Here is a 23,180-nt window from a genome sequence, read left to right as displayed (position 1 = left end):
GCCTCAGAACTGGAAGTAGAGGAAGGGCGAGTAAGTCTGCTCGGCGAGGCGCATCAGGCAGAAGATGGCGAGCGCACTGAGGGCTCCGGCCTTGACCAGGCTGGTAGCGGCCGCAGTCGCCGTGCCGTCGGCATTGACGGTGATCTGCGGCTCCCACAGGTGCCGCATTTTCGGTTCGGCAATGGTGATGGCGATCGCGATGGCGAGCATGGTCATCGCCTCTCGGCTCACCATCCAGGCCACTTCCGGGCGGATGCCGATGCCGTTGAAGCCGAACATGCCGGCATACATCTGGAACGCCTGGCCGACATCGGGGGCGCGGAACATCACCCAGCCGAGCACCACGGCGACGAAGCAGAGCGGCAGGCTCCACCAGTAGTTCTGCGCCGTCTTGTCGTAGCCGGTGAGCCGCTCGACGACGAGAATGCCGCCGTGCCAGACGCCCCACAGGATGAAGGTGAAGGCAGCGCCGTGCCACAGCCCGCCCAAGAGCATCACCAGGAACAGGTTGATGTAGGTGCGGACCGTGCCCTTACGGTTGCCGCCCAGCGAGATGTAGAGGTAGGTGCGGAGCCAGGTGCTGAGCGAGATGTGCCAGCGCCGCCAGAACTCGGTGATCGAGCGGCTGATATAGGGCATGTTGAAGTTCTCGGCGAAACGGAAGCCGATCATCAGCGCCAGCCCGATCGCCATCGCCGAATAGCCGGCGAAATCGAAGTAGAGCTGCATCGAGTAGGCCAGCGCGCCCAGCCAGGATTCGACCACTGTCGGGTTTGGGGCGGAGAACATGGCGTCGGCGAGCGGCGCCACCGGGTCGGCGATCAGCACCTTCATCGAAAGGCCGATCAGGAAGCGCTGCCAGCCGGCGTTGAACAGCTCCCAGCTGTGTTCGCGGTGTTCGAACTGCGGCGCCAGATCCTTGTAGCGCAGGATCGGGCCGGCCACGAGCTGCGGGAACAGCGCGAGGAAGGCCGCAAAGTCGATGATATTGCGCGAAACCTTGGCATCGCCGCGATAGACGTCGACCAGGTAGCTGATCGAGTGAAAGACGTAGAACGAGATGCCGATCGGCAGGAGCAGCTGCCAGTGGATACCGAGCGCATCGGGCGTCGTCCCCCAGAGCGAGGCGAAGCTGTCGACGAAGAAGTTGAGGTACTTGAACACCCCGAGGACGAGCAGGTGCCCGGTGACGCCGATGGCGACGAACAGCTTGGCCTTCGGCGTCCCCTGATACTTCTCGACGAGGATCGAGAACACATAGGCCCACAGCGTATTGGCGCAGAGCAGCATCAGGAAGTCGAAGCGCCACCAGCCGTAGAACAGGTAGGATTCGATCAGCAGCGTCAGGTTCCGCCACTTCGGCGGCGTCAGGTAGTACGCGGCGAGAAAGATCGGCAGGAACAGGAACAGGAACGTCTCGGACGAAAAGACCATCAGGCATCCCCCTCGAAGGTACAGCTAGTGGGGCGCAGGGCGCCGGTGGGTGTGAGCTTGGCGCCGGCCTTGAGCTGCAGGCCGTCGATGATCGTCGGCGTCGCGTCGGTGGCGCTGAGGTTGAAGAAGCGATCGGTGAACTGCACCAGTTCGCCGTCGAGCAGGCGCGGCGCCTGGCCGGTGAAATCGTTCATGGCGAACTGGAGCCGCGCCGTGGTCGAGCCCTTGATGCCGACCCGGTTGCCATCGAGCTCGTTCGAGGCGATCTCGATCACCCCGTAATCGGGTTGATGCGTCACGCTGATCCCGGCATTGCCGTTGTCGATCAGCCGGTTGGCGCTCACCTTGAGGCCGGCGCTGTCGCGCACCGCGAGGCCGGACTGGGCGTTCTGCAGCAACAGGTTGTCGGTGACGTCGATGCAATCGGCCGAGGCGACCGAGACGCCGGAGCGCTTGCTGCCCGCGATGAGGTTGCCGTCGATCCTGAGGTTCGCGGCGCCCGCGTCGGCAAAGATGCCGTTGAGCCCGGCGTCGATGACGATGTTGCCGGAGAGCTCGACCGCCTTGGCGCCGCCGGTGACCTTGATGCCGTGGGCGGCCGATCCGGCGAGCACGACGTTGCCGCGCGCCGCGATATCGGTACCGCCGCTCAGCAACAGGGCAGGGCCGGAGGACGCGCCGAACACATTGCCGTCGACCACCGCCGCATCGGCATCGACCAGCGCCAGCGAGCCGACATTGTCGAAACGGCTGTCGCGGATCAGCGAGGGCTTGGGCTTGGCGTAAAAGCCACCCTCGAGGATGGTGACGCCGGTGAGCGGCGGGAACAACCCATAGCCGAGATCGGCAAAGCTCATCCGCTCCAGCCTGGCGCTGCCCGACAGGGCAACCACGACGAACGGGTTGAAATCCTTGAGGCGGGGGTTGGCCTCGCCAATCCCGGCGATCGCGGCGGCATCGCCGAAGAGGTTTCCGGCCGCAAGCAGGAACGCGCCGGTAGAGCGGTCGAGCAGCAGCGTCTCGCCGGGCTGCAGTGACAGCGTCGCGCCGTTCCACACCGCGATCGGCAGATGTGCGACATAGCCCCTGTCGGTCTTGTCGAGCACTCCGGTGAGCTTTGCCGCGGTCACCGCGTCATAGAGCTGCGCGAGGCTGGTGACGCCGGTTTCGACCAGCAGCACTTCCGGCTTCGCCTGCGCCTGGCGCAGGGCCACGTGGTAGTTGGCTCCGGCCTGCAGCGCCAGCTGGCTCAGCACCAGGTCGATCGAGACGACACTGACCTGCGCTCCACCGAGCGCCAGCCCCTTCATCGGCTTCGGCTCCGCGGCGGTATAGCTGAAGCCGAGAGGCGCGGCCGCCGACTGGAGGTCGGTGGCCGGCCGGCCGGCCTCGACCATCGCCGCGAGGGCGGCGACGGTCTTTTCATAGGCGAGGGTCCGCGCGTAGTCGGCTCCCGTGGCGGCCCAAGGGAGAGAGCATGCCGCGGCGGCAAAACCTGCGCAGACCCACGCCTTACGCATGTTCGCGGCTCCCGTCGGCCACCGCTGCCAGTTCCAGCAGCGGGGTGAGGTGCGTCAGGGGACCGTCCACATGGCAGGCGACCTCGATGACCTGCATCGGGCCTGTACCGTCATTGATCACTTCGGCGGTCTGTTCCGGGCCGATCTCGAAGGTGGCGCCGGCGCGGATCTCGCGGCGGCGGCTGCCCATGTGCAGCATGCCGCCACCCGAGGCGACGACCATCAGCCGCCGGAACTCCGAGCCGCTTTCCACCGGCAGCGTCGCGCCGGGGTTCACCGTGAGGTGCCGCAGCATGTACCCGGCACCCGAGGCGAGCTTGCCCTGCTTGCCCCAGTCGGTGGCGCCGAACGAGTGATCCTCGGCCTCGCGGCGGCTCTGCGCCTTGAGTTGCTCGACCACTTTCTTGACGTCCTGCGACTGCTCGCGGGTGGTCACCAGCAGGGCGTCATGCGTATCGACGACGACGAGGTTGTCGACGCCGACCACGGCGACCAGGCGATCCGAACCGCGCACATAGCTGCCGCGCGAATTGACCATCATCACGTCGCCGCTGACGACGTTGTTGTCCTCGGATTTCTTGCCGATGGTATGGAACGCCGCCCAGGCGCCGACGTCGTCCCATTCGACATCGGCGGGCGCCAGTGCCACGGTCTTCGACTTCTCGAACACCGCCCGCTCGGTCGGCAGGCTCTCGGCCGAACCGAAGCTCGCTTCCTCGAGCACCAGGGCGCCGTCTTCGCTGACCGCGTTGGCAAGCGAGGCGCTGACTGCACCGAAGGTCACCGGGTCGAAGCGGCGATATTCCTCGATCACCGTGTCGGCCCGCATCAGCGAGATGCCGGAGGCCCAGTAGGCGAGCCCGGTCTCGATCAGCGACTGCGCCGTCTGGGCGTTCGGCTTCTCGATGAACTTCTCGGCGCGATGCACGCCGCGATAGTTGGAGAACTCGCCGCCATCAATGATGTAGCCGTAGCCGGTCTCGTTGTAGCGCGGCTTGATGCCGAAGGTGACGATCAGGCCATCCGCCGCCGCCTTGTGCGACTCCCGGATGCGGGCGTTGAGATCGCCTTCGATCACGTGGTCCGAGGGGCAGATCAGCATGACCGCATCGGGGTCGGTACGGGCGATCAGCAGCGCCGCCGACAGCACGGCCGGCCCGGTATTGCGCGCCACTGGCTCGGCGATGACCCGCGCGTTGCGCTGTACATCGCGAAGCTGGCGACGAACCGTGCCCAGGTGCCCGCCGGCAACCGACACCACGGGATCGTGGAACAGTTCGCCCCGGTGCCGCTGCACGGTGGTCTGGAAGAAGGTGATCGAGCCCTCATGGTCGATCGGCTGGAACTGTTTCGGCTGCTGGCTGCGGGACAACGGCCAAAGCCGCGTACCCACGCCTCCGCAAAGCACGACTGGATGGATGGCGTTCATCTTAGTGGCCCTCGTTCGCCGGTCCGTTGAAGGAGAAGAACCGCCCCACCGCCGCCAGCGGGTCGGATTTGATCAGCACGTCGACAGGCGAGCCCACCGTGCTCTGGTCGAGCTGGGCGGCCGGTACGAGCGTGACCGGAATAGCGGTGCCGTCCGTGGCGCTCCGCAGCAGTCCCGGCAGTTGCTTGGCATCGAGCGACGCGGTGGTCACGGCGCCGCTAGGCATATGCACTTCGGCATGGGCGCCCGAGGCGAGTGCCCTGAGCCCGTTGCCGTCGACCTTGGAGGAGATCACCACCGGCGCATCCTTGGGCGCGACGGTCATCACCGTGTCGCCGGCCAGCACCGTGGCGCCGCCTTCGGCTGCACCAGGAGCGACCACGCAGTCGCATGGCATGGAGACGGCGAGCACTTCGCCCGACGTGGTGCGGATGGCGAAGGCGATCTCGCCCTTGGTCGCCGCCGGATTGACGAAATCGAGCTGGCCCGGGCTGATCGCCCTCAAATCCATGCCATCCAGTGTGATGGTGGAGAGCCCGGTGACCGGCAGGACGAACAGCCGCTCGTAGAGCTTGACCCCGACGAAGCCGACGAGCAGCAGGCCGAGGCCGGCAAAGGCGCCCCAGCGGATGCCGGTCATGATGCCCTGCGTAGCGGAGCGCTGCGCCTTGGGCAGTTCTGACTTCACCTTCTCGGGCTTATCCGCGGTGCGGATCAGCCCGTCGACGCCGATCAGCTCGCCGCCGACCACCGAGTTGAGGATGTAGCGCAGCTGCGGCAGGTGTGGGCCGGTCGGCTCGAGGAAGCGGAGCGTCACCGTGCCCGCTTCCGGCGCGCCGGCGCCGATCGCTGCGTCCACCGGCAGGCTGATGGCGTAGCCGGGGAAGTTGAACACCAGCGTCACCAACTGCACGCGACCATGCAGTTGCGGGTCGATCAGCCCGGTAGCTTCCGCCCCGACGATGCTGAGCGCATGGCCCTGGAACGAACGGCCGTTGATGATGACGTTGAACGGCAGCCGGATGACCGGGTGTTCGCCGTGCACGGCGGGTTCCGCCGCGAACGGGGCAGGCGAGGCGCTTCTGCTGGCTTTTGGTTTGTCGAGTTCTGCATGCGCTTCGGTCATTGCTACTGAGCCCTCAGTTGGCATGGATCGGGAAGGGGCTGAGGAGCCCCGTGACGAAGATCACTCCGGCGACGAGCAGGCCCAGGGCGAGCACGTGCATGTAGCTGGAGCTGATGGAGCGGACCCGCCCTTCGGAGCCGCCGCTGTTGCTGACGCTGGTCGCCGACTGGCGGGTCCAGCGCTGGCGGTCGAGGCGGAACATGACCGAGGTCTTGATCGCGGCGCCGAACAGCTGGCCGAAATAGAGCAGGAACGGATAGGTGATCGGGAACGGTCCGCCGAAGCTGGCGAGCAGCCAGCAATAGGCGTAGCGGGTCGCCATCACCCAGGCGATGTAGGCGACCGCAATCAACGGATCGACGAACACCGAGAACAGCACGATGCCCACCGGCGCCGTCAGCGTCGTCCACATCGAGACGCGCTGGTCGAGGATCGACCACCAGGCAAACGGGCCGATCTTGGCCGGCGACAGCGCCAGAGCGCGACCATTGGTGCGCAGCATATTGCCGAACCAGCGGCGCATCAGCGTGATGGCGCTCTCGACAAAGCCGGGCTTGGGCTGGGTCTCCATCGAGACGCAGGCGACATCCGGCAGGTAGGCCATCTCGTAGCCATTCTTGAGCAGCCAGAACCAGGTCGACTTGTCGTCCCCGGTAAGGAACTTCACCCGGCCCAGCCGCCAGTGGTCGATATAGTCCTGCTCGACCGAGGCGATGAATTCCGGGTTGGTGGCGAGGTCGGCGCGGAACACCGACATCCGGCCGGTCAGCGTCAGCACGCGCCCGCCAACCGCCACCGCCGACATCATCATCTGGCGCTGGGTGAAGCGCAGCTTGAACCAGTCGCGGAACAACGGCGCATCGTCGATCTCGGCGCGTTCATGCGTGGTCAGGGCGCCGACCTTGCCATTGGCGAAGAAGGGCGCGGCGCGCTCGACGATGTCCTCGGGGATCTGGGTGTCGCCGTCGATCAGCAGCACTACGTCGTCGGCACTGGGATAGCGGCGGGCGATAGAGCGGAGCGAGGTGGCGAGCGCATCACGCTTGCCGGTGCCATCGATGCGGTCGATCACGACCTCGACGGTGTTCGTGCCCTCAAGCACCTGGGCGGCGACGGCGCGGATCAACCGCTCATCGGCGAGATCGACCACCGAGGCGACCACCGTCGAACCGCCCGGCGAGCGGCGAGCGGCCTCGAAGATCGAGCGATAGACCCGCGAGGTGATCGCCGCTTCGATCTTGTAGCTGGTGGCGAGGAAGAAGGCGTGCGCCGGGCGGCGCGTGGCGTAGAGCGCCTCGGCGGCAGCGCGCCGCCGAGGGTAGAAGACGCGGATATAGAGGTGCGCACGCACGAAGTTGACCAGCGCCCAGCTGTAGCGCCAGAGCCCGATGACCCCCAGGGTGAGGAAGACCCCGGCGCCGCCCGAGAAGGCGGAGGCCGGCACGGTGCTGGCGATTGCCGCGACCGAGAGGATGTAGATGGCGTGCGCGAGAAGGTTCATGGCTTACCAGCAGATGCCTTCATAGGTGCCGTTGGAGCGCAGCGACGCGTTGATGCGCGTCAGGTCGACCAGCGAGCGGTATTCGCTCACCGAGTTGAGCGGCGCGATGGTCTCCTCGTAACGGTTGCCCACGAGGATCACGTCGGAACCGGCGATCAGGTCCTCGATCTTGCCGACCAGCCGCGACGGCAGGTCCGGCACCACGTCATTGCCGCGGCCCATGGCGCTGACGCCGCCGGCAACAGCCTGCGAGACGTACGGATCATAGACGCGCAGCTCGAGGCCCTTCGAAATCAGCCGGCTCGCGAGCTCTGCCAACGGGCTTTCGCGCAGGTCGTCGGTACCCGGCTTAAAGGCGATGCCGACGAGGCCGACAGTCTTGGCGCCGGAATTGGCCACCATCTTCTCGGCCCGGTCGATCTGCGCTGCGTTGGCGATAAGCACGGAGTCGAGCAGCGGGGAGGGGACGCCCGTCCTCGCCGCGAGGTGCTGCAGGGCGCGGACGTCCTTGGGCAGGCACGAGCCGCCAAAGGCGAAGCCGGGCTTCATGAAGTAGGGCGAGATGTTCACCTTGGTGTCGGCGCAGATGAGTTTCATCACCTGCTGGCCATCGACACCCGAGGCCTTGGCGATGTTGCCGATCTCGTTGGCGAAGGTCACCTTCACGGCGCGCCACGAGTTGGAGGCGTATTTCACCGCCTCGGCGGTCTTCAGCGTCACCACATGCGAGGGCACGGGCATCTGGGCGTTGATGTCCTTGAGGATCTGCGCGGTGCGGTCTTCAAGCGCGCCGAAGACGATGAGGCCCGGATCGTAGTAGTCGGCGATCGCCGTGCTCTCGCGCAGGAACTCGGGATAGTAGCCGACGCCGAAATCCTGGCCGGCGATCATGCCGCTGGCCTCTTCGAGCACCGGGATACAGGTCTCGTCCATGGTGCCCGGAACGATGGTCGACCGGATGATCACCGAGTGGAAGCTCTGCTTGTGCTTGATCGCCTGGCCGATGTCGGCGCAGACGCCCTTCACGTATTTGAGCCCGACCGCACCGGTGTCGTCGCTCGGGGTGCCGACGCAGACGAAGCTGGCGTCGTTATCGAGCACCGCCTGCTGGCCGTCGGTGGTGGCGCGCAGCCGACCCGAGGCCACGGCCCGGGCGATGATTTCATCGAGCCCGTTCTCGACGATCGGGGACAGGCCGGCATTGACGGCGCTCACCTTGGCGGGATCGAGATCGACCGCCACCACCTCGTGGCCATCATCCGCCAGACACGCGGCGGAGACGACTCCGACATACCCGATACCAAAGACGCTGATTTTGGCCACGACGGTCCTCTTTCAGAAGGTTGAGCAATATTGTTCTCGCCCGACGGGCAAGTTTGTTGAGTGGCGACTGAGTACAGAACGACGAGCTACAAGCTCGCTGGCCCCGTTACGCTAAGTGACATCACACGTACTCTCCACCGCTGGAGTGATCGTTGTTGGCGCTTAGTATTGGCATCCTTGCCGGTGGATGGCCGTTGTTCGCCATCCGATGGGTGAAAGCCTGTTCGCTGGCCCCCAAGCTGAGAAGCAACCCGGACTCATACGAGCCATGCGGTTGACGCATGACGTACGACCGTCATCATCCTGCAGTGTTTGGGAAACCAGCGCGCCAAACCGTACGCAGCCTGCGGAGTTGCGGCAGTTGGCCGCGCATTTCATCCGTGCTCGAAGCATGGTCGCATTGCGGCGAAACCGTGCCTCGCTCCGATGCTCACGGTCGCGTGACTACTTTTTGGGCAGTTTTTGCCCATTCCGTCCCGGATGACGACGGGATGACAACGATGCCGATTTGCGCGCCAGCCACCTTGGCCGCCTTGCGCCAGTACCCGAAAATCCAAGCAAATCGGGCCTGTCGCCGCTTTTGTTCGGAGCTTTATCTAATCGTCGCACGAATTCGGCGAGGATTCGTTAGGTCTTTATGCGCACCTCGCGCGTGGAACGGGAGTGCGCGCCACTGGTCGCGCTTTTGCCGTCGTTGAGCGAAAGGATTCGCGTGGGCCGAGTCGAAGAGGGCCCTCTTCGGCTCGGAGTCGAGGAGGTGCCTCTTCGGCTCGAATGCGTGGCGCCGGGAACGCCACGCGAAATGGGTGACAAAAATGCGGGTCTCTATAATTGACATCAACCGGAAGCAGCCGGCCACTGGTCCTCATCGTCGAGGACGAACCCATGATCATGCTTGGGGCAGTGCAATTGTTCGAGGCGGCGGGGTTTGAAGCCCTGGTCGCCTTCAGCTCCGACGAGGCGGTGGCGCATCTTGAGGGGCGTTCTGGCATCGTCGTGACATTCATAGAATACGACGTGCCCGGTACCATCGACGGCGCCCAACTGGCGGAAACGGTCCGCAACCGGTGGCCGACCATCGAGATCATCGTGGTGTCGCGTCCGCGCCCCGGGGAAACACCGGACCTGCCGCTGGGCGCGCGCTACTTCGAAAAGCCCTACACCCACGCCGAGATCGAGCGGGCGCTCGACCAGCTGGGCCTGACCGGGACGGTGCCGCGCGCCCGGACCAACCTGCCGCCGCGCGGCGCCTGAGCAGGCGGCCGCGAGGGGGAGGCAACGATCACGTAACGGCGGCAATGGCCTAGGGCTTGTGCGTCGCCGCCGTTGCGGACAAGACTTGTCAGGTTCGCATCCAGCCATGAGGGGTGGCCAATGCACCGAGGACAACTGGCAGCAGCACTGCTGGCTTTTCTTGCATCGAGCTCGGTCGGCTTTGCCGGCACGCTCGATGACGTCCGCGCCCGCGACAAGCTGATCTGTGGCGTCAGCGAGGGGCTCGGCGGCTTTTCCAAGCAGGACGCAACTGGTGCCTGGCAGGGCTTTGACGTCGATTTCTGCCGCGCCGTTGCGGCGGCGGTGCTCGGCGATGCCGGGAAAGTCGAATACCTGCCGCTCTCGGCCGAGGCGCGCTTTGCCGCGCTCAGCGACGGCAAGATCGACCTGTTGTCGCGCAACAGCACCTGGACCATGTCGCGCGACCTGGACCTCGGGCTCGATTTCCCCGGCACCAGCTATTTCGATGGGCAGGGCTTCATGATCCCCGCCATCTTCGGCGCGATCAGTCCGCTGGAGCTCGACGGCGCCAGCATCTGCGTGGTCAGCGGCACCACCACTGAGGCCAACGCGGCGGCCTATTTCGAAAAGGCTGGTCTCAAGGTCTCATTCCTGAGCTTTGAGGCGCGTGATGCGGCGCGCGCCGCCTATGCCGAGGCCAGGTGCGATGCCTATACCGCCGATCGCTCGGCGCTGGCTGCCGAGCGCGCCGCACTGCCGACCCCCGACGAGCACGTCATTTTGAAGGACGTCATCTCCAAGGAGCCGCTCGGCCCGGTGGTGCGGGACAGCGATCCGCAATGGACCAGCCTTATCCGCTGGACCCTGTTCGCGCTGATCGATGCCGAGGAGCAGGAGTTGGATGCGGCATCGATGGGGGGCGCCGGGGCCGACACTGCAAAAGCCATGGGGGCTCCGGCAGTGAAGGCGCTGGGCCTTGCCGACGACTGGCTGGTCAAGGTGCTGGCGGGCGTCGGCAACTACGGCGAGGTCTTCGAGCGCAACCTCGGCGAGGAAACGCCGATGCAGCTCAGTCGTGGCGTCAATGCCCTCTGGACCCAAGGCGGGATTCTCTATGCGCCGCCCATGCCCTGACCTGATCCGCAACCTTGTCGTCGCGCTGCTGGCGCTGCTCTTTGTCATGCCGGCGGTAGCGCAGGATCGCGTCGACCTGTCGCCGCGCGACCTGGCGGTGGTCCGCATCAACATCATCGACCTGCTGGCCAACGAGCCCCGCCTGCCGCTGCCGATCAAGCAGCGGCGCGACGTGTTGCGTACCTATTACGAAGAGCAGAGCGGCGACCTGCTTTGGCTCAACAGCGCCCGGGCCGGCGTCATGGTCTCGCGGTTGACCAACGCTACCGATGACGGGCTCAACCCGGACGACTACCCAGGCCAGCAGCTCGCGAGCCTCCTGGTCGCCGCCGGCGAGACCGATAAGCGCAGCCTCGCCATCATCGAGCTCTACTTCTCGGCCGCCTTCCTCGAATATGCCTCGGACCTCAAGGTCGGCCGCTTCCTGCCCAACAAGATCGACCCCAACTTCTTCCTCACCCCACGCACCATCGACGAAGCCGCTGCACTGGCGGGCGTCGCCAAGGTGGCCGATGTCGAAACGGTGCTGCACGCCTGGGAGCCGCAGAACGCCGAGTATCAAGCCTTGCGCAAGGCGCTCGACGACTACCACGCGCTGGCCGTACTCGGCGGCTGGGGCACCGTGCCACTTGGCGATACCCTGAAGCCGGGGATGACCGATCCGCGCATCCCGGCGCTGCGCGCCCGTCTCGCCGTCACCGACGGCGCTGCCGCCACCGCGCCGGGCGAGCCCGAGTTCTATGACGAAGTGCTGGTCGAAGCAGTGAAGCACTTCCAGGCGCGCCACGGCCTTGATGTCGATGGCGTCGTCGGCCCGGCCTCACTGGTCGCCATGAATGTGCCGATCGAGGATCGCATCGAATCGATCGATTTCGCCATGGAGCGCTGGCGCTGGATGCCGGACGATCTCGGCCGGCAATACATCATCGTCAACATCGCCGGCTTCGAGTTGCGCCGCATCGCCGATGGCGAGATCAAGGAGAACATGGCGGTGGTGGTGGGCAAGCCCTACAGCCGCACGCCAGTGTTCAGCGACGCCATCCGCTACCTCGAGTTCAACCCGTACTGGAACGTGCCGGCCGGCCTCGCCGCCAAGGAGGAACTGCCCAAGCTCAAGAGCAACCCGGCGGCCGTCGCCGCCGCCGGTTTCGAGGCGGTGCGCGGCAAGGATATCTACGACGTCCGGCAGGTCGATTGGGCGCAGGTGACGCCGAGCCGCTTCCCGTTCCAGCTGCGCCAGAAGCCGGGCACCAACAACGCCCTGGGCCGAGTGAAGTTCATGTTCCCCAATGCCCATGACGTGTACCTGCACGATACCCCGTCACGCAGCCTGTTCGGCCGCGCCGAGCGCGCCTTCAGCCACGGCTGCATCCGCCTGTCGCGGCCGCTCGAGCTGGCCGATCAGGTGCTGGCGGCGGGTGGTGTCGACGGCTGGTCCAACCAGCGCATCGATTCCGTCGTCGCATCGCTCAAGAACACCGTGGTGAACCTCAAGACGCCGCTGCCGGTGCACATTACCTACCTGACCGCCTGGGTCGAAGCCGATGGCGTCCACTTCAGCTCGGATATCTACGGCCACGACGAAAAGCTGCTGGCCGCGCTGGACGGCAAGTCGCTGGCCTGGTGAGCAACGCCAGAAGCGCCGGCTTGGGGCCTGCGCTGATCATCTCAGATCTGAGGGGAAAAGATTGGCTCCGCGGCTTGGACTCGAACCAAGGACCATTCGATTAACAGTCGAATGCTCTACCAACTGAGCTACCGCGGAACACGTGCCTCGTGTGAAGCAGCGCCCGTGTAGCGGTTTTGATTTCCTTTGCCAAGCCCGAATTTCCGATCTCGGAAACTCAATCGCGAAGCGACCCGGCCGTGGCCACTCGCAGCTGCAGATTGGCCAGATCTTCCGGGGTGTTGACGTTGGCGAAGGGATCGCCAGCAGCGCTTTTCGGCCACTCGATAGTGAGCCCCTGAGCCGCGGAACACAGCGATCTTAGACTGCGTGGTGCGGTTCCGGCCCGTACCCGCTCCGGCAGGTCGCGGAATCGCGCCACGCGCCAGATCGCGTTGGTGGGGTAGGGCTGTCCATCATAGGCCGCGACAGCGGCGGGTGCCTCGCCGAGCCCCTCGAGAAGGCGCGTGACGAAGTCGGCCGGCAGGAACGGCGTGTCCACCGCGACGCTGACCAGCAGCTCCGGCGGCGTGGCCAGGGCATTGAGGTAGGCGATAGCGCCGGCGAGGCCTGCCAGGGGCCCGGCATAATCGCCATCGAGGTCGGGCACCGCGATCATCCCGGACGGCAGGTGCAGCGCTATTGGATCGATTCGCCCATGCCCCGTCAGCAGCGGCGAGCAGGCCTTAAGCCGCTCCGCCACACGCTCGAGCAGGCGCACGCCGCCAAGCACCAGTTCGGACTTGATCACTCCACCGAGGCGCTCGCCGCGGCCCCCAGCCAAGATCAGGCCGGCGATCGAGTGTTGATTCTTTGCCATAGCAGAGCGCTCTACCGCCTTGGTGGTCTTGACAAATTCCCCTCCGCCATAGAGGAGCGGCGGTGGGGGGCTTCAGTTTACTGGAGTCTATATGACTACGCGTATCTTCGCCGCCCTGGCATTTGCCGGGCTGCTCACCGGCACCGCCAGCGCTGCCGATCTCTACGTTCCCTCGCCGGACCAAGCCATCGTCAGCGCCAGCCGCGACTGGACTGGCTTCTACATCGGCGCCCATGCTGGCTACGCTGATTTCGATGCCGCGCATGACGGCAACGACAGCGACCTTGCCACCCTCAACGGTTGGCTGGGTGGCGTCCAGGCCGGCTACAACGTGCAGTTCGATTCCGTCGTGCTCGGCGTTGAGGCCGATTTATCGGCTGCCGGCATCCTCGAAGGCAGCGATACCGACCACTGGGACGCGGACGACGGGATCAACGGGCTCGCCACCCTCCGTGGCCGCCTCGGTTTCGCCGTCGGTGATCTGCTGCTCTATGGCACGGCCGGTCTCGCTGTGGCCAACCTCGATGTTGACGATCAGGCTCAGAGCATCGGTGGCTGGGTCGCCGGCGTGGGCGCCGAATACATGGTGACCGACACTGTCTCGCTGAAGGCCGAGTACCTCTACACCAACTTCGGCACCGTCGAGGTCGAGGGCTACAACAACGGAGATGAGTTCGACATCGACGGCTCGGCCGTCCGCGTCGGCGTCAACTTCCACTTCTGATCGCGCTGGTGATTGGCCGGGCCCCGCACGCGGGGCCCGGTTTTAGGCTCCCCCGTCAGCGCCCAAAATACTCGCGGTAGTCGGTGTCGTAGCCGAAGTAGCGCGGACCGACGAGTTCGATGCCGGCCGGTGTCAGCCATTGCGGGTTGGATGGCATGGCCAGCGCCTTGAGCCGCAGGCCGTAGCGCAGCGCATCGGCAGTGACCGGCAGCCCCGATTCGGCATCGAGCACGGTGATCAGGTCGGGCGTCGTAACGATGATCTCGCCATCCCGCTCGGCCATCAGGAACTCGTTCTGGAAATCCAGCCGGAAGCTGTGGCCCTTCCACTCCTCGACCCCTTCGAAGCGGGCGGTGCCGCGGGCGAAGCCACCGACGGTACGGCGCTCGATGTCCTTGATGCGACCATGGAAGATCACATCGGCCTCGAGCTTGTCGACGATGGCGTTGACCGGATCGACGTGGCCGGCCTTGGCCTCACGCAGCGTGCGGCCGAGCTCGGAGCAGAGCGTCAGCGTGCCGCGCACGATCGCCTTCTTCGCCACGGCGCCCGACATCGAGTAGAAGGCCAGCAGCGCCGAGCCGCCCATCTCCACCGTGGCGGCGCGGGCGAGCCGCTCGGTCCAGGCGTTGCTGACCGTCTCCAGCACCAGCGAGTTACCCTTGTCGTCGCAGAGCACCATGGGCGTGGCGGAAACGCCGTGCATGGTGAAGGTCACCATCTGCAACTCGGGATAGGCGCGGCCCATGCCGTCGCCATCGACCAGCGGCAAGCCGGCCATCGCCGCCACGACGAACGGAGTGGTGGAATTGACGCCACCGGCCTCGCCGCAAAGCACGGCGTCGATCTTCCGGCCGAGCAACTGCTCGAGCGCGCGGAAGGCGTTGATCAGCTCCTCACCCTGCGGCAGCTTTTCGGTCATCACCGTGGGGGCGCCCATCATGCAGACCGGCACCACCAGCGCGTCGTCGGGCAGCTCGTCGATGTCGACGAGATTGACCGGGCCATACTGCTTGATCGCCTGCTGGGCCATCAGTTTGCCGACATAGGGGTCGCCGCCGCCGCCGGTCCCGAGAATGGCGCCGCCGGTGGCGATGTCTTCCATGTCCTCGGCATGGATGGTGCGAAGAAACTTCATGCTGCGGTTCCTTTCGCCTCAGGCCAGAACGGGCTGGGGCTGGAGCGGGTTGAAGGTGAGTTCGGGGTAACCAAAAGCCTTGGGGCCGACGATTTCCAGCGCTTTGGGTGTCTTCATCAGGTCATGCACCGGCAGCCCGATCACCGCGATGCGCTGACCGTAGCGCAGCACTTCGGTGGTGATGGGTTCGCCCGTATCGAGCTCGAGGTTGATGATCAGGTCGGGCACCATGATCACCGGTACGTCATCGACCCAGAGCACGAGGTTCTCGTTCTGGATGGCGATGCGCGCCTCCGAGCCCGCCCAATCGCCGACGCCGCTGATATGCGCATGGCCGCGGGCGAAGCCGCCTACCAGTTCACGCCGTACATCGGTGACCTTGCCGGTGAAGAACAGCTTGCCGCCAGTCGAGGCGACGACGCGTTCGACGACATTCTGCCGCTTCTGGCGAGCCTCGAGCACGGTATGGCCGATCTGGAGCGCCTGGGTCACGGTGCCGGGTACGGCGGTGCGGCGGACGAACTCCATGGACATCGGAGCGATGGCGAGGCCGGCGGCCGCCCCCATGTTGACCGAGACGCCGCGGGCGAAGGTCTCGAGCCAGAACATGTCGATCACCTCCTTGAAGACGACGACATTGCCCTTCTCGTCGGCGATGGCAGCCGGAGCGGCCTTGGCGCCATAGATGAAGAAGGTGGTCATCTGCACTTCGGGGAAGGCCCGCCCCATGCCGTCGCCGTCGATCACCGGCAGGCCCGCATAGGCCGCCGCGATCACCGGTTCGAGCGCGTTGGAACCGCCAATCTCGGCCGAGATGGTGGCTGAGAGCTTCACGCCGGCCGTCTCTTCCACGGCGCGCATGGCGCGATAGCACTCGCCGCCTTCCTCGATCTTTTCGACCCCCACTACGGGCGCGCCGATACCGCCGACTTCGCCGACCCAGGCGTCGTCAGGCAGCGCATCGAGCGGCAGCACGCGGATTTCGGCGCCCTTGCGGATCAGCTCGCGTGCCCTGAGCATCCCGACATAGGGGTTGCCGCCGCCGCCGGTGCCGAGCAGCGCCGCGCCGATCGACAGCGGCAGCAGGTCGCTCTCCTTGAGCAGATAACCCTTATCCGACATGCAGTTCACCGACGGCCTTGACCCGGACGCGGGTGGCGTTGCCGGGCAGGTAAGCCAGCGGCACGTCCTCGACATCGACGATCTCGATCGATGAGCGCAGCGCCCCGGCGGCGACTGCGGCTTCGGTGGCGCGCTCCTTGGCGTCGGCCAGCGCCTGGTCGCGGCCGATCTCGGCCAGCGCATAGACGCGGTCGACCTCGCCCGAAACCTGGGCGATGGCGGCGCCAACGGCATTGGCCACGGCAAAGTGGTTGGGCTTCACCACCTCGAGGCCACCGATCGGGCCATCGACGAGGATCGAGCCGCCCCCTACCACGATCACCGGCAGCGGCTCGGGCGAGAGGCGCGAGCGCTCGACGCAATCCTCCAGCATCGACATGATCCTGGCCTGGGTGCGCGCGACGAACTCGGGCGTCAGGTGCGCGACCTTGGCTCTGTCGCCGAGCTCGGCGCGGCCGGAGGCAACGATGACGTCGGAGGTGGTCAGCGTCGAGCCGCCGAAGATCAGCGCTTCGGTGACGATCCGGTAGCCGACGGAGGTTGGGCCGACCTTGATGGCGCCGCCGGTCTCGACAACGTGCGAACCACCCCCGAGGCCGATCGAGAACACGTCCGGCATCCGGAAGTTGGTTCGCACGCCGCCGACTTCCACGGCCACGGTGGCTTGGCGCGGGAAACCCTTGTGCAGCGAGCCGACATCGGAGGTGGTGCCGCCGATATCGACGACGATGGCGTCCGCGACCCCGGAGAGGAAGGCCGCGCCGCGCATCGAGTTGGTCGGGCCCGAGGCGAAGGTCAGCACCGGGAATTTCTCGGCGAACGCCGCATCCATCAGCGTGCCGTCGTTCTGCGTCAGGTAGAAGCGGCCTCTGATCCCGGTCTCGGTGATCGCCTTGCGGAAGGCTTCGATCACGTGCTTGGACAGATCGCGCAGGCAGGCGTTCATGATCGCCGCATTCTCGCGCTCGAGCAGGCCGATCCGGCCGATATCGCTCGACAGCGTGATGTGGACGCCCGGCAATGCCTTGGCGAAGATCTCGCCGGCCTGCTTCTCGAACTCGCCGGTCACCGGCGAGAACACCGAGGTGATGGCGATGGTGTTGATGCCCTTGGCCTTGATGTTCTCGGCAATGCCGAGCAGTTCCTGCTCGTCGAGCGGCGAGATCACCCGGCCATCGAACTCGTTGCCGCCATGGGCGAGGTAGCCGGTGCCGCCGATCGCCAGCTTCAGGTCCTCGGGCCAATCGACCATCGGGGGCAGGGAGGCAGTAGCGGGGAGACCGAGGCGCACCGCGGCGGTCTTTGCCAGGTCGCGCCGCTGCACCACCGCGTTGGTGAAGTGGGTGGTGCCGATCATCACCACGTCGATGGCCGAGGCGTCCAGCTTCGAGGCTGCGAGCACCGCCTTCAGTGCGTTGACTACGCCGGTCATCACGTCGGCGGTGGTGGCGGCCTTGACCCCGGCAATGACGGTCGGGCCATCCATGACCACGGCGTCGGTATTGGTGCCGCCCACGTCGATGCCAATTCTGATCATTTTTCTATCCTTTGGGAGACTGCTGCGCGGAGCGCGATAAGTTGTTCCGCCGTCGGGATTTCCCCGTCGATCAGTGGAATTTTGGGCCGCATCGCCTCCTCCTCGGCCGAGATCACCGGCACGGAGGCAAGGAGCAGGCGGGTGTAAGCGTGCTGCGGCGCTTCGAACACCGACGCAGTGGCGCCGGTCTCGACGATCTTGCCGAGATAGAGCACCCCGACCGTGTCGGCAAAATTCCGCATCAGGCTGAGGTCGTGCGAGATGAACAGGTAAGTGAGCCCGAGGTGCCGGCCGAGATCGACCAGCAGGTCCATGACCCGCGCCTGCACCGAGACATCGAGCGCCGAGGTTGGCTCGTCGAGGATCAGCAGTTGCGGCGCCACCGCCAGTGCTCGGGCGATGGCGACGCGCTGCTTCTGGCCGCCCGACAGCTCATGCGGATAGCGCAGCGCGAAATCCGCCGGCAGCTGCACCATCTCGAGCAACTCGGCGATCCGCCGCTTGTGCTCCTGGCCAGGCGTGCCGTGTGCGGCGAGCGGCACAGCGATCGACTGGCCCACGGTGCGGCGCGGGTTGAGCGACGAGCCAGGGTTCTGGAATACCATCTGCACCTTGCGGCCATAGGCTCGGGTGCCGGTCTCGCCGATAATGCTGTGGCCATCGAGCCGGATGTCACCGCCGGTCGGCTTGGCCAGTCCCATGATCATCCGCGCAATGGTCGATTTGCCTGAGCCGCTCTCGCCGGCAAGGCCATAAACCTTGCCCTTTTCGATCGAGAACGACACCTCGTCCACGGCGCGCACGTCACCCGTCTTTCGTCCGAAGCCGTTGCGGACTGGGAACAGCTTGGTCAGCCCGACGATTTCCAGCATGGCGCTCATGCGGCCGCTCCCGCATTGCCGAAGCTGGTGCCGCCGGTCAGCCGCGGTACGGCTGAGATCAGCGCCTTGGTGTAATCGTCGCGCGGCGCTTCAAAGAGCTCGGCGGTCGGCCGGTGCTCGACCACCACGCCCTTGTTCATCACGTAGACGTAGTTCGAGGTCTCGCGCACCACGCCCAGATTATGGGTGATCATCAGCAGGGCGAGGCCGCGCTCTTCGACGAGATCCTTGAGCAGCTTCAGGATCTGCGCCTGGGTGGTGACGTCGAGGGCAGTGCCGGGCTCGTCGGCGATCAGCAGCTTGGGCTCGCTGAGCAGCGCCATGGCGATCAGCACGCGCTGCCGCATGCCGCCCGACAGCATGATCGGGTAGGAGCGCGCCACCCGCTCAGGGTCGCGCATCCGCACCTGGCCCAGCACTTCATGCACCCGCGCCATGCGCTCCCGGCCGCTGCGGCTGCGGCCGAGGCGGCGATCGGCGTATTTGAGGATGGTGCCCATCTGGTCGGCGATGGTGAAGACCGGGTTGAGCGAACTCATCGGGTCCTGGAACACCATCGACATGGCGGTGCCGCGCAGCTTCAACCGCTCGCGGTCCGGCATCGTCAGCAGGTCACGGCCATCGTAGAAAATCTCGCCGCTGGTAACCTTGGCCGGCGGGCTGCGCAACAGCCCCATGATGGCCCGCATCGTCACGGTCTTGCCCGAACCGCTCTCGCCGACGAGGGCAATCTGCGAGCGGGCCGGCACGTCGAGCGATACCCCCTTCAGCACCGGGTTGGTCTGGCCATAGGTGGTGAACTGCACGCTGAGGTTGCGGACGGAGAGCAGGGCGTCGGCCATCAGCGCACCTCCTGCACGTCGAACAGGTCGCGGAGGCCATCGCCGAGCAGGTTGAAGCCGAGCGCGACGATCAGGATGGCGAAGCCCGGCAGCACCGATTCCCACCAATAATCGGGCAGGAACGCCGAACCCGAGGCGACCATGGTGCCGAGGTCCGGGGTAGGGGGCTGGATCCCGAGGCCGAGAAAGCTCAGCGAGGCGCCTACGAGGATCACGAAGCCAGCGTCGAGCGAGGTTTTTACCGCCAGCGCCGAAACGCAGTTGGGCAGGATCTCGCGGAACAGGATGTGGAACTTGCTGGCGCCCAGCGTCTCTGCCGCCTCGACGAACTCCTGGGTGCGCAACTGTCGGGTGATCGAGTAGATCAGCCGCGTATGCCAGGTCCACCATAGCGCGGCGATCGCCAGCATCGAGTTGATCAGGTCGGGCGACAGCACCGCGGCCACGGCCAGCGCCATCACCAGCGGCGGGATGGCGAGGGCGATGTCGGTCAGGCGCATGATGACCACTTCGACCCAGCCGCCGAAATAACCGGCGAGCAGGCCAAGCGTCGTGCCTACCGGGATGGCGATGCCGAGCACCACCAGCGCCAAGAGCAGCGAGATCCTGAGCCCGAAGATCACCCGGGTGAAGATGTCGCGCCCGACATTGTCGGTGCCGAACCAGTACTCCGCCGAGGGCGGCAGGTGACGGGCCCTGAAATTCACCACCGCCCCGACATGCTCGGGATAGGGGGTGATCCACGGCGCGAGGAGCGCCGCGAGAATGGCGAGGATGACGATCGCCGCGCCGATCACCGCGGTCGGGTTGCGCGAGAAGCGATACCAGTTCTGGTAGGCGTTGGAGAGCCGGCGGGGCGGAGCGGTGGGAACGGTTTCAGGGTGCGATTCCTGGGCCATCAGCGGCTCCCACGAATGCGGACGCGGGGGTCGACGAACCCGACCAGCACATCGATCAGCAGATTGACCAGGACGAAGAACACCCCCGAGACCATCACCACGCCCATCACCGCGTTGAGATCCTTCTGCAGGATCGTGCGGATGCCATAGGCAGCCATGCCGGGCCAGGCGAAGACCAGCTCGACGACAAAGGCGTTGCCGATCAGCGAGGCGAACTCGAGCCCCAGGATGGTCAGCGGCGGCACGAAGCTCGGGCGCAGCATGTATTTGAACACCCGGATCGGCTCGGGCACGCCGAAGGCGCGGCTCGCCTCGATATAGTCCTGGCTCGCCACATCGATCATCGACGAGCGGGTGATGCGGGCGATCTGCCCCATGGTGGCAAGCGCCAGCGCCGTGGCCGGCAGCAGCAGGTGGCGCAGCGCCTCACCGAACACATCAAGGCGACCGGCCAGCAGCGAGTCGACGGTCAGGAGCCCGGTGATTCCGGCGACGAATTCCATATTGTGTGGCAGCCGCCCGGTGGTCGGCAGGATGTGCAGCACGTAGCCGGCAAGGATCTGCAGCAGCAGCGCCGCAAAGAAGCTCGGGGTAACGGCCGAAAAGATCGCCAGCACCCGAACCAGCGTATCAGGCCATTTGTCCTTCCAGCGCGCCGCCGCCACCCCCAGCGGCACGCCCAGCACGAAGGCGAGGGTGATCGTCGCCAGCACCAGCTCGAAGGTCGCCGCAAACGTATCGCGGATATCGTCGTTGACCGGGCGCTCGGTCAGCAGCGAGCGGCCGAGGTCACCGCGGCTGAGCCCGGCGATGAACATGCCGTACTGTTCGACGATCGGCTTGTTGAGCCCGAGCTTTTCCTGCAGGTCCGCCACCTGCTGCGCCGTGGCGGTGGGGCCGAGCGCCATGCGCGCCGGATCACCCGGGACCACGCGGGCAATGGCGAAGATGACGATCGACAGGCCCACGAGGACGAGGATCGACCACAAAATGCGCCGGAACAGGAAAAGCAGGAATTCCAAGAGGCAGCCGCCCTGGTAAGCCGAGAAGGGGTGGTGCGGGAGGGGCGTCCCCGGCCGAAGCCGGGGACGGCTACGATCAGCAGGTCCAGCTGTAGCGGGTGAAGTCGTAGTCGAATGACATCATCGGCACGGCCTTGAAGCCGGTGAGGCACTTGTCCATGGCATGCTGCACCGTCTGGGTGTTGAGGAACACGTCGGACTGCAGGTCGACCAGCTTGTGCTGCACGGCCTTGTAGATCTCGGCCTGCTTGGCGGTATCGCCGGTGCCGCGGGCCTCGTCGATCATCGCGTCGATCTCGGGATTCTGCACCCACTCCATCGAGGCCCAGGTGCCGGCCGCTTCTGAGTGGTACTGGGTGAAGAACATCGAGTCCGGCGACGGATAGGTCGGGCCGAAGAAGATCTGGTTGACGTTCGGCGTGGTCTCGACCTTGCCGGCGATTTCGGTGATGCGGTTCCAGGGGTCCGCCTGCTGCGTCACCACGAACCCGAGCTGCTCGAGGTTCGACTGCATCAGCAGGCTGATCTCTTCCTCGAACTTGGTGCCCGCCACATAGGCGAGGGTGATCGGGATCGGCGCGCCGGCATACTTTGACTGCGCGACTTCCGCCTTGGCCGCCTCGAGATCGTAAACCGGCTCGGGGATATCGTCGGCATGGAAGGCGGCGAAGGCCTTGGGCAGCGGCGTCGACAGCACGCCGCCGGGCGAGATCACTTCGCGGATGGTGGCATAGTCGGTGGCGAGCGCGATGGCCTTGCGGATGTGCACGTCATCGGTCGGCGCGGCCTTGCTGTTGAGCTTGAGGTAGAAGGCCGTCGAGGTCTCTTCCTTGGCGATGACGAACCGGCCCATCGCCTCGAGCGCGGTGTAGGTGTCGGGCGACTGGAACTGGCTCGACATGGTCAGCTCGCCAGAAGCCGCGAGCGAGCGCACGGTGGCCTCGTCATTGGTGATGATCCAATGCACCTCGTCGATCGGACCCGCGCCGAAACCCTTGTAGTAGTCGGCATTGCGGGTGATCGTCATCTGGCTGCCGCGATCCCAGCTCTTGAGGCTGTAGGCGCCGGCGCCTGCGACATTGGTCGCGAGATAGGTCTGGCCGTCGTCCGACCCCTCGTTCGCCTTCACCACCTCCTCGTTGAGGATGAAGATGGCCGGCACGGTGGTGAGGAACGGCGCGAAGGTCTTGGACAGAGTGAACTTCACCGTCTTGGCGTCGACGGCGGTCACCGAGCCGGGCGCCAGCACGCCGGCGAACAGGTTGGCCGGGCCCTGGTTGATGCGCAGCAGGCGCTCGACCGTATAGACCACATCGCTGGCTTCGACCGGCGAGCCATCGGCGAACTTGGCGTCGTCGCGCAGCTTGTAGGTGACTTCCTTGGCATCGTCCGACACCGTCCAGCTTTCGGCGAGCTCGGGGATGATGTTGCCGGCGGCGTCGACCGTGACCAGCCCGTCATACAGGTTCACGGCCGCCATGTAGTCGGTGTAGTCGGAGATTTTCGCCGGATCGATGGTGCCGAAGATCTGCACGGTGTTCATCGTCACGGTGACCGCCATGGCGGGCGCTGCGCCCAGCATGAGGGTCGAAAGTGCAGTTGCTGCAAGAAGCCTGTGATTGGTCATGACTGTGCTGTTCCCTGTCCCGTTTTTTGTCCACCCGGCGCTTGAGCCCCACGCACCGGAGACGGCCCGGCCGCGCCGGCGCCCCTCGGGGCTCGCTGTCACCTCGCGGTCGCACGAGCCCGATAGGGGAAGCTTCGCAACATGCGGGCACCCCGCTCAAGGCGCAAAGAAGGCTAGGTTTTTGACTAAATCGGCTAGG

At 65.8% G+C, this 23,180-nt stretch carries 19 protein-coding genes and 1 tRNA gene; 4 read left to right on the top strand and 16 right to left on the bottom strand.

Annotated features, from left to right (window positions below; translation table 11 throughout):
- Positions 1–3: 3 nt before the first annotated feature.
- From ASC68_RS10730 to ASC68_RS10705, 6 genes are read right to left on the bottom strand one after another with little or no spacing between them, the layout of a single operon-like run.
- Entirely contained in the window at positions 4–1,434 is a 1,431-nt protein-coding gene (locus tag ASC68_RS10730) for an MBOAT family protein (protein WP_055878566.1), read from the bottom strand.
- Positions 1,434–2,954 (bottom strand): right-handed parallel beta-helix repeat-containing protein, encoded by a 1,521-nt coding sequence (locus tag ASC68_RS10725; protein ID WP_082528064.1) that lies wholly within the window; start codon positions 2,952–2,954, stop codon positions 1,434–1,436. The genes ASC68_RS10730 and ASC68_RS10725 overlap by 1 nt, the downstream gene beginning before the upstream one ends.
- Positions 2,947–4,383, bottom strand: coding sequence for a mannose-1-phosphate guanylyltransferase/mannose-6-phosphate isomerase (locus ASC68_RS10720; protein WP_082528063.1), 1,437 nt, complete (start codon positions 4,381–4,383; stop codon positions 2,947–2,949). The genes ASC68_RS10725 and ASC68_RS10720 overlap by 8 nt, the downstream gene beginning before the upstream one ends.
- Before the next feature lies 1 nt (position 4,384).
- Positions 4,385–5,509 (bottom strand): hypothetical protein, encoded by a 1,125-nt coding sequence (locus tag ASC68_RS10715; protein WP_055878560.1) that lies wholly within the window; start codon positions 5,507–5,509, stop codon positions 4,385–4,387.
- A 13-nt stretch (positions 5,510–5,522) separates the two neighbouring features.
- Positions 5,523–7,010 (bottom strand): glycosyltransferase, encoded by a 1,488-nt coding sequence (locus ASC68_RS10710; protein ID WP_055878557.1) that lies wholly within the window; start codon positions 7,008–7,010, stop codon positions 5,523–5,525.
- A gap of 3 nt (positions 7,011–7,013) precedes the next feature.
- On the bottom strand, positions 7,014–8,333 hold the full coding sequence (locus tag ASC68_RS10705; protein ID WP_055878554.1) for a nucleotide sugar dehydrogenase: 1,320 nt from the start codon (positions 8,331–8,333) through the stop codon (positions 7,014–7,016).
- Between the two features lie 831 nt (positions 8,334–9,164).
- On the opposite strand from ASC68_RS10705, the gene ASC68_RS10700 reads away from it, so the two are divergent.
- The 3 genes from ASC68_RS10700 (at position 9,165) to ASC68_RS10690 (ending at position 12,330) form a co-directional block, all read left to right on the top strand.
- Positions 9,165–9,587, top strand: coding sequence for a response regulator (locus ASC68_RS10700; protein ID WP_274532684.1), 423 nt, complete (start codon positions 9,165–9,167; stop codon positions 9,585–9,587).
- 120 nt (positions 9,588–9,707) lie between these two features.
- Positions 9,708–10,703: an amino acid ABC transporter substrate-binding protein gene (locus ASC68_RS10695; protein WP_055878549.1), complete on the top strand. Its 996-nt coding sequence runs from the start codon at positions 9,708–9,710 to the stop codon at positions 10,701–10,703.
- Complete coding sequence (locus tag ASC68_RS10690) at positions 10,684–12,330, top strand: L,D-transpeptidase family protein (protein WP_055878546.1); 1,647 nt, start codon at positions 10,684–10,686, stop codon at positions 12,328–12,330. Before ASC68_RS10695 ends, ASC68_RS10690 begins: the two co-directional genes overlap by 20 nt.
- A 62-nt stretch (positions 12,331–12,392) precedes the next feature.
- Here the strand turns inward: ASC68_RS10690 and ASC68_RS10685 are convergent.
- Positions 12,393–12,468, bottom strand: a tRNA-Asn gene (locus ASC68_RS10685).
- 79 nt (positions 12,469–12,547) lie between these two features.
- Positions 12,548–13,189, bottom strand: coding sequence for an NTP transferase domain-containing protein (locus ASC68_RS10680; RefSeq protein ID WP_055878544.1), 642 nt, complete (start codon positions 13,187–13,189; stop codon positions 12,548–12,550).
- Between the two features lie 91 nt (positions 13,190–13,280).
- On the opposite strand from ASC68_RS10680, the gene ASC68_RS10675 reads away from it, so the two are divergent.
- Positions 13,281–13,913, top strand: a complete 633-nt coding sequence (locus tag ASC68_RS10675) for an outer membrane protein (protein WP_055878541.1) — start codon at positions 13,281–13,283, stop codon at positions 13,911–13,913.
- A 55-nt stretch (positions 13,914–13,968) separates the two neighbouring features.
- On the opposite strand, the gene ASC68_RS10670 is transcribed toward ASC68_RS10675, so the two are convergent.
- From ASC68_RS10670 to ASC68_RS10635, 8 genes are all read right to left on the bottom strand, one after another.
- The gene (locus ASC68_RS10670) at positions 13,969–15,051 is read right to left on the bottom strand and encodes a DUF917 domain-containing protein (protein ID WP_055878538.1); all 1,083 of its coding nucleotides are present in this window, start codon (positions 15,049–15,051) and stop codon (positions 13,969–13,971) included.
- 18 nt (positions 15,052–15,069) lie between these two features.
- Positions 15,070–16,173, bottom strand: a complete 1,104-nt coding sequence (locus ASC68_RS10665; protein WP_055878536.1) for a DUF917 domain-containing protein — start codon at positions 16,171–16,173, stop codon at positions 15,070–15,072.
- Positions 16,163–17,710 carry a hydantoinase/oxoprolinase family protein gene (locus ASC68_RS10660; protein WP_055878535.1) on the bottom strand — a complete coding sequence of 516 codons (1,548 nt, stop codon included), beginning with the start codon at positions 17,708–17,710 and terminating at the stop codon, positions 16,163–16,165. The genes ASC68_RS10665 and ASC68_RS10660 overlap by 11 nt, the downstream gene beginning before the upstream one ends.
- Entirely contained in the window at positions 17,707–18,591 is an 885-nt protein-coding gene (locus ASC68_RS29140; protein ID WP_055878533.1) for an ATP-binding cassette domain-containing protein, read from the bottom strand. Before ASC68_RS29140 ends, ASC68_RS10660 begins: the two co-directional genes overlap by 4 nt.
- Positions 18,588–19,433 (bottom strand): ABC transporter ATP-binding protein, encoded by an 846-nt coding sequence (locus ASC68_RS29135; RefSeq protein WP_055878530.1) that lies wholly within the window; start codon positions 19,431–19,433, stop codon positions 18,588–18,590. The genes ASC68_RS29140 and ASC68_RS29135 overlap by 4 nt, the downstream gene beginning before the upstream one ends.
- On the bottom strand, positions 19,433–20,332 hold the full coding sequence (locus ASC68_RS10645) for an ABC transporter permease (RefSeq protein ID WP_055878529.1): 900 nt from the start codon (positions 20,330–20,332) through the stop codon (positions 19,433–19,435). Before ASC68_RS10645 ends, ASC68_RS29135 begins: the two co-directional genes overlap by 1 nt.
- Complete coding sequence (locus ASC68_RS10640) at positions 20,332–21,354, bottom strand: ABC transporter permease (RefSeq protein WP_055878527.1); 1,023 nt, start codon at positions 21,352–21,354, stop codon at positions 20,332–20,334. Before ASC68_RS10640 ends, ASC68_RS10645 begins: the two co-directional genes overlap by 1 nt.
- A gap of 76 nt (positions 21,355–21,430) precedes the next feature.
- A complete protein-coding gene (locus ASC68_RS10635) occupies positions 21,431–22,981 on the bottom strand; it encodes an ABC transporter substrate-binding protein (RefSeq protein WP_055878526.1) in 1,551 nt (516 codons plus the stop codon).
- Positions 22,982–23,180 lie beyond the last annotated feature (199 nt).

The sequence above is a fragment of the Devosia sp. Root105 genome, from assembly GCF_001424865.1.
Classification (GTDB): Bacteria; Pseudomonadota; Alphaproteobacteria; order Rhizobiales; family Devosiaceae; genus Devosia_A.
The sequence above is the reverse complement of the archived record's forward strand: the minus strand, read 5'-3'. Positions and strand labels throughout refer to the sequence as shown.